Source organism: Marisediminicola sp. UYEF4, from assembly GCF_040546025.1.
Classification (GTDB): domain Bacteria; phylum Actinomycetota; class Actinomycetes; order Actinomycetales; family Microbacteriaceae; genus Marisediminicola.
The window spans coordinates 105,094-121,237 of sequence record NZ_JBEPNA010000008.1; the positions used below are offsets into that span (position 1 = coordinate 105,094).

Genomic DNA, 16,144 nt, shown 5'->3' on the forward strand with positions numbered 1-16,144 from the left:
GTGGCGTCTGGTGGCAAGAGCACGGCGGTTTCCCATGTCGGAAAGATCCGGGCGAACAACCAGGACTCCGGGTACGCCGGGGCCCACCTGTTCGTGGTTGCCGACGGCATGGGCGGCCACGCGGGCGGCGACGTCGCCTCGGCGATGGCCATCAAGCGCATCACCGAGACGGACAAGCCATATGCCTCGGCGACGGACGCCCAATTCGCCCTGCAGTCCGCGCTGCTCGCCGCCAACTCCCTGCTGGCCGACACCGTGTTCGAGCACCAGGAGCTCACCGGCATGGGCACCACCGTCAGCGCCATGCTGCGGGTCGGCAACGACATCGCGATTGCCCACATCGGCGATTCCCGCATCTACCTGCTCCGCGACGGCCAGCTGACCCAGATCACCGCTGACCACACCTTCGTGCAGCGCCTCGTCGACTCGGGCCGCATCACGCCCGAGGAGGCGGCAGTGCACCCGCGCCGCTCGGTTCTCATGCGGGTACTCGGCGACGTCGATGCATCGCCGGAGATTGACACGACCGTGCATGACCTCCGTGCGGGCGACCGCTGGCTGCTCTGCTCCGACGGCCTCAGCGGCTATGTCACCGACGACAAGATGCTCGCGGTGCTGACCTCGATGCCGGATGCCGACGAGGCCGCCCATCGGCTCGTCAAGGAGAGCCTCGACCAGGGCGCGCCCGACAACGTCACCGTGGTGCTCGTCGACATCGACGAGTCGGGCGACTCCGGCAGCAACCCGCCGATGACCGTTGGGTCCGCGGCGGCGCCGCTGTCGTTCGAGCCCGAGCCGGCGCGTCGGCCGATGCGGCTCCCGACCCTCCTGCTGCACCCGCTGCGGGCGACCCCGCCCGCGGACGAGCACTTCGAGCCGGAGTCGGAGGAGTACCTCGACGAGCTCATCCTCGAAGACCGACGACGCGCCCGCAACCGCCGAATCGGCTGGCTCGTCACGATCAGCCTCGCGGCCATCGCCATTATCGTGGCACTCGTGCTCGCCTACCAGTGGACCCAGACGCGCTTCTTTGTCGGCGCGGACGGCGACCGGGTCGCGATCTTCCAAGGCGTCCAGGCCGACGTCGGCCCGATCTCACTCTCAACTGTCTACGAGGAGACCGACATCAGGCTCGGCAACCTGCCGAACTATACCCAGAAGACCGTCCGGCAGACCATCAACGCCGACTCCCTCGGCGACGCGCGGGACATCATCGAACGGCTGGTCAATGTCAGCGACTAACCAGGGGCCGACGGGCGGACGCGTCGCGGAGGCCGGCCAGAGGACCACCCTGACCGACACGATCCGCATCCGGCTGCGCGAGCCTGCGAGGCTGCGCAACCTCGAGTTGCTGATGCTCGTGTTCGCGCTCTCCATCAACGCCGCCGCGATCCTGCTCGTGCAGCTCGGCGCCCTCGGCGAGGTGCGCAAAGAGGTGTTCACCTACTCGGCCGCACTGGCTGTTCTCGCCCTTGCGATGCACGTGACACTGCGCATCGTCGCCTCCCAGGCCGACCCGTTCATCCTCCCTATCGCGACCATTCTCAACGGCGTCGGGATCGCGATGATCTATCGGCTCGACCTCGCCGGCGGCCGTGAGGGCTGGGCGGCATCCGGCATCCGGCAGATGGCCTGGACCGCGATCGCGATGCTCGCCGCGTTCGTGGTGCTCGTCGTCATCCGCAATCACCGAGTGCTGCAGCGCTACCGCTACATCGCAATGTTCGTCGGCGTTGCGCTGCTCCTGCTTCCCCTCGTGCCCGGCCTCGGCCGTGAGATCAACGGCTCGCAGGTGTGGATCGGCATCGGACCGCAGCGCGAGGACGGCAGCGTACCGCTCTCCTTCCAGCCGGGCGAACTCGCGAAAATCGCACTCGCGGTGTTCTTCGCCGGGTACCTCGTCACGGCACGGGACAGCCTCTCCCTCGTGGGCAAGAAGTTCCTCGGCATGCGCTTTCCCCGCGTGCGCGACCTCGGCCCGATCCTCATTATCTGGGTCGCCGCGATGGGCGTCCTCGTGCTGCAACGCGACCTCGGCACCTCGCTGCTCTATTTCGGCCTGTTCCTCATCATGATCTACGTCGCGACCGGTCGTGTCAGCTGGGTCATTCTCGGCATGACCCTGTTCATCGGCGGGGCCGTCGCCGCAAGCCAGCTCCTCGGGTACGTGAACAGCCGCTTCAATGGCTGGCTCGACGCCTTCAACAACGACATCTACGAGCAGGTCGGCGGCAGTTACCAGCTTGTTCAGGGCCTGTTCGGGATCGCGGATGGCGGGCTCGTCGGCACCGGGCTCGGGCAGGGCAGCCCAGACATCATCCCGTTCGCCGAGAGCGACTTCATCATTGCGAGCCTCGGCGAGGAACTCGGCCTCGCCGGGCTGTTCGCCCTGCTCGCGCTGTTCCTCCTCTTCGTCTCGCGGGGCTTCCGGATCGGCTTCGCCGGACAGGATGATTTCGGACGACTGCTCGGCATCGGCCTCGCCTTCGTGCTCGCGCTGCAGGTATTCATCGTGATCGGTGGCATCACGCGGGTCATCCCTCTCACCGGCCTCACCACCCCGTTCATGGCCGCGGGCGGATCCTCGCTCGTCGCCAACTGGATCATTGCCGCGCTTCTGCTGCGACTGTCCGACACCGTGCGCAACCAACCCAGATTGGTGGTGGACGCGTGAATAAAGAACTCAAGCGAGTGAGCGCGATCGTGCTCATCATGTTCCTGACCCTGTTTGCCTCCACCACCGTCATTGCGGTCTTCCAGACCGACAACCTCCGGGTTGACCCCCGCAACACCCGCACGCTCTACGCGAGCTACTCGGCCGAACGCGGGCCCATTCTCGTCGACGGCGGCGCCGTTGCGGAGTCGACCCCGGTCGATGACCAGTACAAGTTCCTGCGCACCTACAGCAACCCCGATCTCTACTCCGCCGTCACCGGCTACTTCACCCTCAACCAGGGCAACTCCGGCGTCGAAGGCGCTCTCAACGACTATCTGAGCGGCACCGCCAACGCCCAGTTCATCGATCAGCTCAATTCGATCATCACCGGCCAGAACCCGAAGGGCGCATCTGTCGAGCTGAGCATCGACCCCGTCGCCCAGCAGGCGGCTTGGGATGCCCTCGGCGACAACTCCGGGTCGGTCGTCGCGGTGAACCCGAAGACCGGAGCGATCATCGCAATGGTGTCGAAGCCCGCCTTCGACCCGAACCTGATGGCCATTCACGACACAACCGCCGTGATCGACAACTACAACGCGCTGCTGAACGCCCCGGAGCGACCACTGCTCAACCGTGCGATCGCCGGCGACCTCTATGCTCCGGGCTCCGTCTTCAAGCTCGTCACCGCCGCCGCCGCGATCGACAGCGGGCAATTCACCCCCGAAAGCGAATTCCCGAACCCGCCCACCCTCCAGCTGCCACAGTCATCGAACACCATTAGCAACGCTGCCGACGGCAATTGCGGCGGCGCCGAGAACGTCGACCTCGCGACCGCGCTCAGGCTGAGCTGCAATATTCCGTTTGCGCAGCTCGGTGCCGCCCTCGGCGAGGACACGATCTCGCAGTATGCCGAAGCCTTCGGCTTCGAGCAGCCCCTCACAATCCCGCAGGACGTCACGCCGAGCGTGTTCCCGAAGACCGAGAGCGAGGCAGAGCTGATGCTCGCCTCCTTCGGCCAGGCCAGCGTGAGGGTGACGCCGCTTCAGATCGCGATGGTCTCCGCTGCCATTGCCAACGGGGGCCGGCTCATGGAACCGACGCTCGTCGAATCAATCAAGGCCCCGGACCTCACGGTCCTCCAGCCGCCGCAGGAGGTCGTGCTCAACACGCCCATCTCCGAGGCCACCGCAGCCACGCTCACCCAGCTGATGGTCGCCAACGTGAACAACGGGGCGGCGAGCAATGCAAGAATAAACGGAGTCGATGTGGCTGGTAAAACCGGAACAGCAGAGAACGACGGGGCCGAAAACACCCTGTGGTTCACCGGATTCGCCCCCGCCGAAGACCCGGAGATTGCAGTGGCTGTCGTTGTCGAAAACGGCCAGGGGTTCGGCAACGCGGTGGCAGCCCCAATTGCAAGGAAGGTCATAGAGGCGGTGCTGAGCAAATGAGACCAACAAGTGGCCTCACCTTCGGTGGTCGATACCAGTTGTCGAGCCGTGTCGCCATCGGCGGCATGGGCGAGGTCTGGCAGGCAACGGACCTCGTAATCGGACGCACGGTGGCGATCAAGATCCTCAAGGATGAGTACCTGGGCGATCCGGGCTTCCTGGAGCGGTTCCGCGCCGAGGCCAGGCACGCCGCCCTCGTGAACCATGAGGGCATCGCGAACGTGTTCGACTACGGCGAGGAAGAGGGCAGCGCGTACCTCGTCATGGAACTCGTTCCCGGTGAGGCTCTCTCCACGATTCTCGAGCGCGAGAGGGTGCTGTCGACCGATCGCGTTCTCGACATCGTCGCCCAGACCGCCTCGGCGCTCCATGCCGCCCACGCCGCCGGCCTCGTTCACCGAGACATCAAGCCGGGAAACCTGCTCATCACGCCCGACGGCCGGGTCAAGATCACCGACTTCGGCATTGCCAGGATCGCCGACCAGGTGCCGCTCACCGCCACCGGGCAGGTCATGGGCACGGTGCAGTACCTGTCGCCCGAACAGGCGAGCGGGCACTCCGCATCGCCGACCACCGACATCTACTCGCTCGGCATCGTGGCCTACGAGTCCCTCGCCGGCCGCCGACCGTTCACCGGCGAGTCGCAGGTCGCGATCGCGATGGCCCAGATCAATGAGACACCGCCCGATCTTCCGGTCACGGTGTCCGAGCCGGTACGCAACCTCGTCTACTCCTGTATCGCGAAAAAGCCGAGCGACCGTCCAACCTCGGCCGAACACCTCGCCAGGGCTGCGCGATCTCTCCGGCGAGGCGATGTGAACCAAGCGGCTGCCGCCGTTCCGGCGATCATCGCCGGCGGGGTGGCTGCCGCGGCGATGGCTCCCGCCGGGCGCAACGCGGACGGCACCCAGTCGACCCAGATCCTCGCTGCCCCGGTGACGGCCTCCCCTCCCACCGGCCCGATCGAGTCGAAGGCCCGCAATCCGTGGACCTGGCCGCTCATCGCGCTGCTCGGAGTGGTCGCGCTGGCGATCGTCGGGATACTCATCGCCCTCCTGCTGTCCGACGACTCCACGCCCGTAGCATCCGCAAGCCCCTCGCCGAGCGCGAGCCCATCACCGTCACCGTCACCGTCACCCACGCCCTCACCGACGCCGTCGCCCACCGAAAGCGACACCGTCAACATCGACCCGGCCGAATTCATCGGGGCGAGCGAGGCGGACGCGACCGCCCGTCTTCGCGAGCTCGGTCTCGAGGTCACCGTCGTCACCGGCAACGCCGCGAACTCGCCCGAGCAGGTGTCGACGGTCTACGCGATCAGCCCGCGCGGCAATGTGCGCAAGGGAACGCTTGTCACCCTCGACGTCTACGGCGATGTCGCGGCGCCCGCCAAGCCGGCGACGCCGACCGCACCAGCTGGCCCCTACGCCCCGGGCGACGAGATCACGGTCACCATTCCGTCATACGCCGGGTGCGCCTCCGGCACCCAACTCACCGCCTTCCGTGCAAACGTGGAGGGCGGGAGCTTCACTCCGGCCAACCCACTTCCCCCCTCCACAACGTCGATCACCGTCACCCTCACCGACAACGAGTCCGGCTCAACGAGCGTCAGCTATCTGGCCGAGTGCTCCGGGATCCAGTCGGCGCCCTCAGACCCACTGGTCCTGGAACACGAGACGGCCGCGGGGTAACCATGGTGAACACCTACCCCGGCAGCACCAGCGGCCCCGGATCCCCGCGCACCGGCGACGAATCGGCGGACGACGCGCCCCGCGTGCTCGCCGGGCGCTACCAGGTCGGGAATCTCATTGGGCGTGGGGGCATGGCGGACGTGCACGTCGGCATCGACAACCGGCTCGGTCGGCGTGTGGCGATCAAGCTGCTCAAGCCCGACCTCGCGACCGACCCCAAGTTCCGGCTGCTGTTCCGTGAAGAGGCGCAGAAGGCCGCGCGAATGGCGCATCCGACGATCGTGCGGGTCTTCGACGCGGGCGAGGAGACCTCGACCGACTCGAGCGGCACCGAGCACCAGGTGCCGTACATCGTCATGGAGTACGTCGACGGGCGCCTGCTGAAGGACATCATCGCAGAGGGGCCCCTCGAGCCGAGCGAGGCCGTGCGGATCATCTCCCAGGTACTCACGGCGCTCGAGTACAGCCACCGCGCGCTCCTCGTGCACCGCGACATCAAGCCGGGCAACATCATGATCACCCAGAACGGCCAGGTGAAGGTGATGGACTTCGGCATCGCCCGGGCCGTCTCCGACAACTCCGCCACGGTCGCCGAGACCGGGGCCGTGCTCGGCACGGCGCAGTACTTCTCGCCAGAGCAGGCGCGCGGCGAAACCGTCGACGCCCGCACCGACCTGTACTCAACCGGCGTCATCCTCTTCGAACTGCTCACGGGACGCGCGCCGTTCCGCGGCGATCGGGCGGCCGCGGTCGCCTACCAGCACATCAGCGAACCTGCCGCGGCGCCGTCCAGTCTCAACCCGAAGGTGTCGCCGGCGCTCGACTCCGTCGTGCTGCACGCGCTCAACAAGGACAAGTTCAACCGGTACCAGACCGCGTCGGAGTTCCGTGCGGATGTCGAGGCTGCCGGCGCGGGCCAGGTTCCGCACCGCAGGCTGCCCGCGGTCTCCGACGTGAACGCCACGCTCTTTGGCGCGAGCCCCGTCACGGGGCCCGAGGCAACTCTCCGGCACCTCTCGGCGCACGACGACGAACGGGTGGTGCGCACCCAGTCGCGTCCGCCCGTCGCTTGGATCTGGGCGGGCGTCACCCTCATGGCGGCAATCCTCATTGCGGTCGTGCTCTGGGTGGCCAACCTGCCCGACAGCCCGAGGGATCTCGGCACCAATCTCTCCGTCTCGGTGCCGAACATCGTCGGCGCGACCTACGAGGACGGCGCAGAGACACTCACGAGCGTCGACCTCGTCGCCACGCCGATCGGACAGGCGAGCGACTCCGTTCCTGAGGGCACGATCATCAGCACCGACCCGCCAGCCGGCCAGAAGGTCGAGCTGAAGTTCGTGGTTCGGGTCTACGTGTCGCTGGGCAAAAACCCGACGACCGTCCCGCGGCTCGAACAGCTGTCAGAAGAGGCAGCAAAGGCGGCGATCGACGCACGCAACCTCACCTACGGCATCACCACCCCCGAGTACTCCGTCTCAGTTCCGGCCGGCACCGTCATCTCGAGCACCCCTGCGTCCGGGGCGGATGTGCGCGAGGGCGACACCGTGGACCTCGTCGTGAGCAACGGGCTTGTCGAGGTTCCCATGGTGGTCGGGCAACCGATCAACACCGCCAATACGACTCTCAGTGCGCTTGGGCTATCCATCGAGGCGAGGCCCGACTACTCGTGCTCCGGCGGGGCTGTGACCGCACAGGATCTGCCCTCCGGCGACCACCCGCAGGGGTCGCCGATCATGATTCTGTACTGCGCCGGCTAGACCATCCCCGCCGCCGGACAGACAGTCCGGTGGGGGCATTCAGTCCAGGGTGACGAGGGGTGTGAGCCCGACCGCGGCCTGCTGGGCCGACGTGAGGCCGGCGACGGCGAGCCAGTTGGCGAGCATGAGGTAGCCGCCCTCGGTAAGCACGGACTCCGGGTGAAACTGTACGCCGAAGATCGGCGCTCTCTCGTGGCGCAGGCCCATTATTACGCCGCCGTCGGTGCGCGAGGTCACGACGATCTCGCTCGGCACCGTCGAGTCGACGACCGCGAGCGAGTGGTAGCGCGTGGCGCGAAACGGCTGCGGCACCCCCGCGTAGAAGTCGCTGCCGTCATGGGTGATCAGCGACGTCTTGCCATGCATGAGCTCGTCGGCATGGGTGACGGTAGCGCCGACCGCCTCGGCGATCGCCTGGTGCCCGAGGCACACTCCGAGCAGCGGCTGCCCGGACTCAAGCGCCGCGGTCACGACCGGCACCGAAACGCCCGCGGCGGCAGGGGTCCCAGGCCCGGGCGAGAGCAGCACCGCGTCGTAGTCGCGAATGACCGACGCCACGTCCGCGACCGCGAACGCGTCGTTGCGCACCACTGTCGTCTCCGCGCCCAGCTGTAGCAAGTACCCGTTGAGCGTGTAGACGAAGCTGTCGTAGTTGTCGATCACGAGCACTTTTGTCATTGCTCAACCGTAACGTCTGTCACATTGATGAACGTATTCAGCCAAGGAAAGACGGCGAAGACACAGACGGCCAGCACGAGCGCAACGAGGACAACGAGAAGCAGCACCCGCACCCACACGGGCCCCGGCAGCACGGACCACAAGGCGGCGTACATCACGCACCCGCCAGATTCAGGTTCGCGAGCTCCTCGGGAGGTCCGGCGGATCCTGGCTGCCACTCCTCGAAGACGCCGTAAGCGATGATGCGCTCAGCGGCCGAGAGCATCGGGTTGCAGCTCGTGAGGGTGATGATGCGGTCGTTGGCGGCCATCCCGGGAGCATGGGGAACCGGCTCGAGCACCTCGATCGCCGACGGCAGCACATACTCCAGAGACCGGAAGACGTAGGTGTACCAGCCATCCGAAGTCTGCACGTAGATGCGATCGCCGACGGTGAGCTCCGCAATACGGTTGAACGGCGCACCGTAGGTCGTGCGGTGGGCCGCGACCGCGAAGTTGCCCACCTCGCCCGGCATCTGCGTGCCAGGGTAGTGGCCGACGCCAGTGCGGAGAACATTGCTCGCACTCACTCCCTCGGCGACAGTCCGCACGTAATCGTCACCGAACCGCGGAATGTAGATGTTCGCGAAGGCCACCGTCTCGGCGGATGCCGGGCTTACGACGGGCTCCCCGAAGTTGGAGTCGGGGTCGAGGGGGGCGGCCGGAGGCGCCGCCGACCCGAGCTCACGGCTAAACGCGATCGCGTCGTCCCGCTGCTCGTTGCCGACAACGATGTCGTTGAGCCAGAGCTGCCAGCCGAGGAAGAGGAAGACAAACACACCTGCCGTGATGAGGATCTCCCCGATCACCCCAACGATGCTGATTCGGGCGCGCCCTGAGGGCAAATCAGGGCGCCGTGTCATGAACACAACTCTAAGCGACGGCCGCGGCGTCTATCCCGGGGAGTTCGGTCATCGGCGCGGAAGGAGTGCTCTCCCGGCCATTCGCGCTAGAATTCCGAAATGGCCCGATCGAACGAACGCGCGAAGCCCGTTGTTGCGACGAACGACAAGAACGGCGGCCGCGGCCCCGACTCCGAAAAACGTGGCGGCGACGACGCACCCAACCCGGTGTGGTTCAAGCCGATCATGTTCGGCCTGATGCTCATCGGGCTCGCGTGGATCATCGTGTTCTACGTCAGCGGTACGACCCTGCCGATCCAGGCGCTCGGCGACGGGAACATCCTCGTCGGCTTCGGAATCCTGTTCTTGGGATTCCTCATGACGACGCGCTGGCGTTGATCTTCCGGGGGCCGGTCCCCCGTTAGGCCGACAATTACATCCCTGTAATTATCCCCATTGTGGATAAGCCTGTGGATAACTCAGGCGAAAGTTGCCCGGTCAGGCGAGGAATGCCGTCGTGAATCCCACATAGCTGAGCACAGTGAGGCCCGCTGCGATCGCCGCCAGAAACAGCAGTTGACGGTTCTTCTGCCGCGCGAGGCGCGTGCGCATGTAGACGAAGGCAACGAGCGCCCCGACGACGAGACCGCCGACGTGCGCCTGCCAGGAGATGCCCGGCACAAGAAAGCCGATCGACAGGTTGATCACGATCAGCACGACGAGTTGACCGCTGTTGCCGCCGAGACCGCGCTGGATCACGAAGAAGGCGCCGAAGAGCCCGAAGATCGCGCCCGACGCGCCGAGCACACCGCCGGCGGGATTGAGCAGCAGAACGGCGAGCGAGCCGCCGAGGCCGCTCAGCAAGTAGAGGGCGAGGAAGCGCCATCTGCCGATCATCGGCTCGAGGATCCGCCCGAAGATGAAGAGCGAAAACATGTTGAACAGGATGTGCAGGAACGAACTCGTGGAGTGGACGAACAATGACGTGATCATCGTCCACGGCTCGCGCGCCGTGAACACCGGAAAATAGGTCAGGTACCTCGAGACGAGCCCGCCGCTGACGAGTTGCAGCACGAAGACCAGTGCCGTCACACTGATGATCGAGTAGGTGACGGCAGGTGAGCCGGGCGCCGCAATGCGCCCCACTGACGTGGCAAGCCTCGACTTGGTGCGCGGCACCCGGGCCCGACCCTCGCGGATACACTCCGGGCAGTGGAAGCCGACCGGAGCCTGCGTCTGGCACGCGGGGCAGATCGTGCGCCCGCACCGCTGGCAGAGAATGTAGCTCTCGCGGTCGGGATGCCGGTAGCAGTGGTTCTGCGGGTCGGGCTGGGCGCCGCTCATCCGGGGGTTACGACGGCTCAGACAGCGTCGACGGTGACGCTTTCGAGGACGACATCCTCGACAGGGCGGTCACGGGCATCCTTCTTCACGGCCTCGATCTTCTTGACAACCTCGCGGGATTCCTCGTCGGCGACCTCCCCGAAAATGGTGTGCTTCCCCTGCAGCCACGTGGTCGGCACGGTCGTGATGAAGAACTGCGATCCGTTCGTCCCGCGGCCGCCCTGCTTGCCGGCGTTCGCCATGGCGAGGAGGTACGGCTTGGTGAAGTCGAGCTCGGGGTGGATCTCGTCGTCGAACTGGTAGCCGGGTCCGCCGGTTCCCTGGCCGAGCGGGTCGCCGCCCTGGATCATGAAGTTGTCGATGATGCGGTGGAAGACGACACCGTCGTACAGCTTGTCGTGAGAGACCTTGCCGGTGCCGGGATGGGTCCACTCGATCTCGCCGGTCGCGAGGCCAACGAAGTTGGCAACGGTCTTCGGGGCGTGATTGCCGAGGAGGTTGACGCGGATGGGCCCGAGATTGGTCGTGAGTGTGGCGACATGGGTGTGAATAGACATGCCCCTATCCTCCCACAGCGGTTCTCCCCACTCAGGATTCGCCCAGCTTTAGCGGTGTTGGCGCCCAGCCTGCAACATGAAAGACTTACTAGGTTCGCTACACCACAACCGGAGGGTGATCTCATGGGACTATCACGTAAGCGCGGGAAAGAACTCAAGCGGCTGAAGCACACCGCCACGGACCTCTGGGACGAGCAGAGAGAGGTTCTCGACCACGCCTCGAAGGTCGTGCGCGAGGCCGGCCGTCAACTCGGGAACGTATCCCGTGAGGAGGTCGCTCCCCGTATCCGCACCGCGGTCGATGAGCGCATCGTCCCCGCGGTCGAAACAGGCTTCCTGGCCACGAAGAGCGCGGTCGACGGCACGCGCTACAAGATCATGCACGATGTGCTGCCGAGTGTGTCCGGGGCTCTCGCCTCAGCACTCGCAACACTCGAGGTCTCGAAGGACCCTCGCGTGCGCGACGTCATCGACCAGGTGCAGAAGACAACAAAGCGTGTCAGCAAGAATGCAGAGCACGCCTACGCCGAAGCGTCGAAGCAGGCCAGCAAGGCCTACAAGAACGTCGGCAAGCGAGTGGGCTTCGTCGCACCGCCAAAGAAGTCGATGGGTCCCGGTGGATACATCCTCATCGCGCTCGGTCTCATCGCCGTCGCGGGCGTCGCCTACGCCGCCTGGCAGACCCTGCGCGCGGACGACGAACTGTGGGTGCTCGACGAAGCTGACGACACAGAGCCGCCCAAGTAGCGCCCCGCGATAGACCGCGCCAAGGCGCCGCCCCAGTCGAGATTCTCGACCGGCGGCGCCTTCGCTGTCTCCCGGGCGCCTCCCGGGCGCCTCCCGGGCGCCTCGCTTGCGCTGGGACGGGCTCACGGGTAAGCGCCCCACCGCCGCAGATGGTCGACGAGACCCACGCTCGTCGTCAGGTCGAGCAGCTCGTCGGCGGTGAACCAGCGTGCGTCGCGTGCGTCATCTCCCGCGAGCAGGGTGCCGGAGAGGTATTCAGCCGCGAAGTCGTGAACGTCGAAGACATCCGTCCCCTCGCCGGGGATCTCGATCCGCCCCCACTCGCGCTGCGCGCGGACCACAAGCCCCGTCTCCTCGAGCACCTCGCGCTCCATGGCCTGCTGGGGCGACTCGCCCGGCTCCACCCGGCCACCGGGCAGACTCCAGAACCCGGCCTGCGGGGGCCTGTCCCTCAACACGAGCAGGAATCGTCCGTCGAAATCCCGGATCACGGCTCCGGCCGCGAGAATCCTCGTCACGGACCCAGCGTATCGCCGTGATTGTGCCGGAGCGAGACAGGAAATGAGTGTGGAGACGAGGGGAATCGAACCCCTAACCCCCGCCTTGCAAAGGCGGTGCTCTGCCAATTGAGCTACGTCCCCGAGGGACCCGCAACTGGTGCGGGATTCCCGAGTGGGGCTACCTGGACTCGAACCAGGGACCTCTTCGTTATCAGCGAAGCGCTCTAACCGCCTGAGCTATAGCCCCATGAGGGCAGATACGAGAGTATCGCACCCGGTGGGAATCACTAAATCGACGGGTACCGGTTGTCAGATCTCAACCCAGATGAGACTTGTCTCAACCAACATGAGACCGACTGGGGTCGAACTGCCTGCGTGTGAGGTAGAGATTAACCAAGCTGCTCTTCGACGCGCGTGCGCCCAGTAGGGGCCTATGACCAATTCGTCAGGTCGATGACTTCGGAAGCGATCGACTGAACACTCCGATCGTCGGTACTGATCCGATGGACCCAGCTTGGAGACTCAGCTTCGAGCCGGCGCGCCATCAAAGTGCTGCGTTCGATGTGAATGGCCAATTCACTACCCGTCTCTCGCCGGCTCAGTCGAGCGTGGGCCGTCTCGTCACTGGAGGTAAGTAGAACACCGACCGTTTGAGCAGTCCCGCCCATCGCTTCGAGTAGCTCGGACGAATAGATCACACTAACGGTCTGGGAATAGACGAGGTTCCTGTAGCCATGTTGCTCATAGTTGGCCCAGACCAGTCCGAGGTTTGACTCAGCGATTCCGAACGCATCAGGGGCGGGGTGCGCCATTGCAAGGTAATCGCCGTCGATGAGAGCGTGCCGCACCCCGCGGCGCATCAGCTGAGCGTGAATCTCGTGCCCTACGCTCGTCTTTCCGACCCCAGATCGACCGCCGAGGAGCAGAATCCCAGCATGTTCGCCCATGCACTCAATTATGCCCAGGGTGGAGTCAACGAACCGGCCGAGCGTTATCCACGCTGTCGACGACGTTCGAATTCGAGGCCAATGCGATGGGGGAGTCCGAGGCAAATGCTTACGCGGAGAGGGCCGAAATCGACCCTGCCCCGACCGCGACCTCGAAATGCCCCTATTTCGGGCCGTTGTCGGCCAGTCGCACTCTCGCATTAGAGTCGTGAACAGACCGAAAGTAGGGGATTTGTCATGATGAACCGCATTGGGGCCGCACTCGTGCTCGCATCGGCGCTCTTGGTCGCCCTCACTGGCTGCTCGCCCGCCGTCCCCGCACCGTCTGCTCTGGACCGACCCGCCACTCCCGACGACAGCCTCCCGTCAAGCATGGTCGAGCCACTCCGAACAGGACAAGAGGTCGTCGCCGATGTCGACACCTCTCGGCTCATTGGGACCTGGTCAGGGGTGGATGTCTACTTGATGAGGTCAAACACTGCGGACTCATACTGCTCATTGCTCTACCGCAGTGACGACGCATGGGGGTCAAGCTGCTCCGGAATGGAGGCCTTCTCCACCCTGCAAGACATCGCCGAGATCCGAGTCCACGCGGCCGGCGCAAGGCTGGAAGACGGATGGGTGCGACTGGACGAAAACGTGGCAATCCGGGAACCCGAATAGGACCGTCGCAACGAGGGGCCGGCTGTCCTATGGATTCGGGCAGCTGACCATCACTCGCTCAGACTGTGGACGCATCACCGGAATCGTAAGGGTGGGGTTGCGAGACACTCAGATTGCAAAGTGCCGACCACGCGCTGGTCCGTATGTCACCCATTCATCGGGCTTAATGTCGGGACACCTAAACGGCAATCCTCCGAGCAGCAGCGAGCTCGACCCCACGCAGTGTGGGGATGCGTCCGCAGGACGTCCCTCTATCGGGCACCCGGCCTTAGATCTAGGTCCAGCACATATGTCTGCGACGGACGTCCCAAAAGCGAATGCTGAAATGGCGCCCCCAGCGGTCGCCAACCGTTCTTATCGTAGAGGTGCACGGCACCGTGATGATCGGCAAGAACGTGAAGAACAGACCTCTGATGGCCATGCCGAGCAAGCGCGGCTGTTGCTCCAGTTAGAAGTGCGCTGCCAAGGCCGCGCCCCTGAACGGCGGGAGCGACAGCGAGCAGACCGATGACAGGCGAGTCGGGTGGATCACTGGCCAGACCCGAGCCCGGTTTCGTTGCGAGTACAAACCCGACGAGCCCCGCGACTGCATCCTCGGCCACGATCCAGCATTCTGAATTGTCGAATTTGAGTCGAGCTCGCTCGGCCACTCCATCGACCGCTTCACCATCCCGAGCAACGCACGCCGCGACCCAAAGCGAAACGCAAGCCGCCGCATCCTCTGCGGTGCCACTTCGGAATACGAAATCGTTCTCCCCCGACGGATTTTCCATGTATCGAGTTTCCCACCCGCCTCGATGATCGTTCGTCCATTGCCTAGGTGGAACCGCAGTGTTTGAGGCTGGACGTCACGCGCAATGACTGCAACACTCGGTACATGTTCCTTCGATAAGCGTGCAAATCCATGTCGACAAATCGACCTAGCCACTTGTCTGAATTGAGGAACACTGTCATGACCTTGCATATCCGCGATGCTTCAACTGAGGACATCGATTTTCTCGCTGCGATGCTGCTAGAAGCAGTCAACTGGTGCCAGGACCGGCAGACTGCGACTCTGCAATCGATCATGAATACCCCCGACCTGTGGCACTACATCTCCGGCTGGAAACGGAGCTCAGATTTCGGTTTCCTCGCACACGAGGCGGACGAGGCGGACGAGCCGGTCGGTGCCGCGTGGGCGAGGTTCATGACCGCCGAGGATCCCGGATACGGGTTCGTTGACGAGGACATCCCCGAGCTGGGCATGGGCGTAGTGAGCACTCATCGAGGCCAGGGCGTGGGCCGCGTTCTTCTTGAGCGGACCATACAAGCCTCAGCGGATCGTGGCCTCCGGGGGCTGAGTTTGAGTGTCGAGGATGAAAACGAACGGGCCCGCGCTCTGTATGTGAGCAACGGATTCGTGGTCGCGGGACGGGCCGGCAATTCGGACACGATGGTCTTAAGGTTTTGACCCGCTGAAGGTTCCTCTTGAGACACATGCATTTTGTGTCTCACCGATAGCCTTCTGATCGTGACTGTCTGGAGCGCCTCGGACCCTCGAGTCCTTGCCTTACCGTCAGGCCGGCTGGTCCGTGGCCGCAGCCTGCGCCATCCGATGCCCGATGGCATCGTTCCCGACTTCGGCATCTGCCTGCTCAAAGAGCAGCCGCAACCCATGCCGTGGAACGTACGGTGGGTTCGATGGCCGGACTTTCGATTGCCCGCCGACGGCGACGACGCCCAAGATGCGCTGTACGAAGCGTGGCGCCGTGCTGCCGCAGAGCGGGTGGAAGTTGCATGTGGTGGCGGACGCGGAAGGACCGGCACCGCACTCGCCTGCATGGCGGTGATCGACGGCGTGCCCGCTGGTGAAGCCGTGGCGTTCGTCCGCAAGCACTACGACCCGCGGGCGGTCGAGACTCCCTGGCAGCGGCGATACGTCGCTCGCTTCACTGCACGATAGCGGTCGCGCCGTAAGCCGTTCGGCTTACGGGTGATCTTGGCCAGGCAACTGTCTCATAACCCAGGCATCTCATAACCCATGCTGTTGCACCCCGCCGGGGCGGGAGACACGGCACTCTCAATAAGTCTCATCTTGGTTGAGAAGATTCTTTCGTCTGGCCGAGAGCGATCTCAAGCCCTTGTTGGTCTCATGTGGGCCGTGAAGTCTCATCTGGGGCGAGATCTGACACCGGTTGTCAGTTCTCAAGCAACTTGAGACTTGTCTCACTCAAGTTGAGACTCCGGTCGTGTCTTTTGCCACCCAACTTGTCCGTGCGCCGCTCACGTCC

Annotated in this window: 16 protein-coding genes and 2 tRNA genes; 9 read left to right on the forward strand and 9 right to left on the reverse strand. The window is 64.9% G+C overall.

All coding sequences use genetic code 11. The features are described 5' to 3' along the window. From ABIB15_RS09475 to pknB, 5 genes are read left to right on the forward strand one after another with little or no spacing between them, the layout of a single operon-like run. Nucleotides 1-1,242 carry a Stp1/IreP family PP2C-type Ser/Thr phosphatase gene (locus tag ABIB15_RS09475; protein WP_354477435.1) on the forward strand — a complete coding sequence of 414 codons (1,242 nt, stop codon included), beginning with the start codon at nt 1-3 and terminating at the stop codon, nt 1,240-1,242. After that, complete coding sequence (locus tag ABIB15_RS09480) at nt 1,229-2,674, forward strand: FtsW/RodA/SpoVE family cell cycle protein (RefSeq protein WP_354477438.1); 1,446 nt, start codon at nt 1,229-1,231, stop codon at nt 2,672-2,674. The genes ABIB15_RS09475 and ABIB15_RS09480 overlap by 14 nt, the downstream gene beginning before the upstream one ends. Further along, the gene (locus ABIB15_RS09485) at nt 2,671-4,107 is read left to right on the forward strand and encodes a peptidoglycan D,D-transpeptidase FtsI family protein (protein ID WP_354477441.1); all 1,437 of its coding nucleotides are present in this window, start codon (nt 2,671-2,673) and stop codon (nt 4,105-4,107) included. Before ABIB15_RS09480 ends, ABIB15_RS09485 begins: the two co-directional genes overlap by 4 nt. Beyond that, a complete protein-coding gene (locus ABIB15_RS09490) occupies nt 4,104-5,798 on the forward strand; it encodes a protein kinase domain-containing protein (RefSeq protein WP_354477444.1) in 1,695 nt (564 codons plus the stop codon). The genes ABIB15_RS09485 and ABIB15_RS09490 overlap by 4 nt, the downstream gene beginning before the upstream one ends. Nucleotides 5,799-5,800: 2 nt before the next feature. Then, entirely contained in the window at nt 5,801-7,558 is a 1,758-nt protein-coding gene (pknB, locus tag ABIB15_RS09495; protein ID WP_354477447.1) for a Stk1 family PASTA domain-containing Ser/Thr kinase, read from the forward strand. Between the two features lie 39 nt (nt 7,559-7,597). Here the strand turns inward: pknB and ABIB15_RS09500 are convergent, their stop codons facing one another. Next, a complete protein-coding gene (locus ABIB15_RS09500; protein ID WP_354477450.1) occupies nt 7,598-8,236 on the reverse strand; it encodes an anthranilate synthase component II in 639 nt (212 codons plus the stop codon). Nucleotides 8,237-8,390: 154 nt separating this feature from the next. Beyond that, nucleotides 8,391-9,137, reverse strand: coding sequence for a class E sortase (locus ABIB15_RS09505; protein ID WP_354477453.1), 747 nt, complete (start codon nt 9,135-9,137; stop codon nt 8,391-8,393). Between the two features lie 99 nt (nt 9,138-9,236). Here ABIB15_RS09505 and ABIB15_RS09510 point away from each other — a divergent pair, with 99 nt between their 5' ends. Next, nucleotides 9,237-9,515: a cell division protein CrgA gene (locus ABIB15_RS09510; protein ID WP_354477456.1), complete on the forward strand. Its 279-nt coding sequence runs from the start codon at nt 9,237-9,239 to the stop codon at nt 9,513-9,515. 99 nt (nt 9,516-9,614) lie between these two features. On the opposite strand, the gene ABIB15_RS09515 is transcribed toward ABIB15_RS09510, so the two are convergent. Continuing rightward, a complete protein-coding gene (locus tag ABIB15_RS09515) occupies nt 9,615-10,460 on the reverse strand; it encodes a rhomboid family intramembrane serine protease (RefSeq protein ID WP_354477459.1) in 846 nt (281 codons plus the stop codon). Nucleotides 10,461-10,477: 17 nt separating this feature from the next. Further along, a complete protein-coding gene (locus ABIB15_RS09520; RefSeq protein ID WP_354477462.1) occupies nt 10,478-11,017 on the reverse strand; it encodes a peptidylprolyl isomerase in 540 nt (179 codons plus the stop codon). A gap of 123 nt (nt 11,018-11,140) precedes the next feature. Here ABIB15_RS09520 and ABIB15_RS09525 point away from each other — a divergent pair, with 123 nt between their 5' ends. Further along, complete coding sequence (locus ABIB15_RS09525) at nt 11,141-11,764, forward strand: DNA helicase (RefSeq protein ID WP_354477465.1); 624 nt, start codon at nt 11,141-11,143, stop codon at nt 11,762-11,764. A gap of 122 nt (nt 11,765-11,886) precedes the next feature. Here ABIB15_RS09525 and ABIB15_RS09530 read toward each other — a convergent pair whose 3' ends face one another. The 5 genes from ABIB15_RS09530 to ABIB15_RS09550 form a co-directional block, all read right to left on the reverse strand. Next, nucleotides 11,887-12,282 carry an NUDIX hydrolase gene (locus tag ABIB15_RS09530; protein WP_354477468.1) on the reverse strand — a complete coding sequence of 132 codons (396 nt, stop codon included), beginning with the start codon at nt 12,280-12,282 and terminating at the stop codon, nt 11,887-11,889. Nucleotides 12,283-12,332: 50 nt separating this feature from the next. Continuing rightward, nucleotides 12,333-12,405 (reverse strand) — tRNA-Ala (locus ABIB15_RS09535). 32 nt (nt 12,406-12,437) lie between these two features. Next, nucleotides 12,438-12,511 (reverse strand) — tRNA-Ile (locus ABIB15_RS09540). Between the two features lie 184 nt (nt 12,512-12,695). After that, nucleotides 12,696-13,211, reverse strand: a complete 516-nt coding sequence (locus tag ABIB15_RS09545) for an ATPase (protein ID WP_354477471.1) — start codon at nt 13,209-13,211, stop codon at nt 12,696-12,698. A gap of 914 nt (nt 13,212-14,125) precedes the next feature. Further along, nucleotides 14,126-14,647 (reverse strand): GNAT family N-acetyltransferase, encoded by a 522-nt coding sequence (locus ABIB15_RS09550; RefSeq protein ID WP_354477474.1) that lies wholly within the window; start codon nt 14,645-14,647, stop codon nt 14,126-14,128. A gap of 179 nt (nt 14,648-14,826) precedes the next feature. Here ABIB15_RS09550 and ABIB15_RS09555 point away from each other — a divergent pair, with 179 nt between their 5' ends. Both ABIB15_RS09555 and ABIB15_RS09560 read left to right on the forward strand, forming a co-directional pair. Next, on the forward strand, nt 14,827-15,324 hold the full coding sequence (locus ABIB15_RS09555; RefSeq protein WP_354477477.1) for a GNAT family N-acetyltransferase: 498 nt from the start codon (nt 14,827-14,829) through the stop codon (nt 15,322-15,324). Nucleotides 15,325-15,468: 144 nt separating this feature from the next. Further along, nucleotides 15,469-15,816 (forward strand): protein-tyrosine phosphatase family protein, encoded by a 348-nt coding sequence (locus ABIB15_RS09560; RefSeq protein ID WP_354477479.1) that lies wholly within the window; start codon nt 15,469-15,471, stop codon nt 15,814-15,816. Nucleotides 15,817-16,144: the final 328 nt, after the last annotated feature.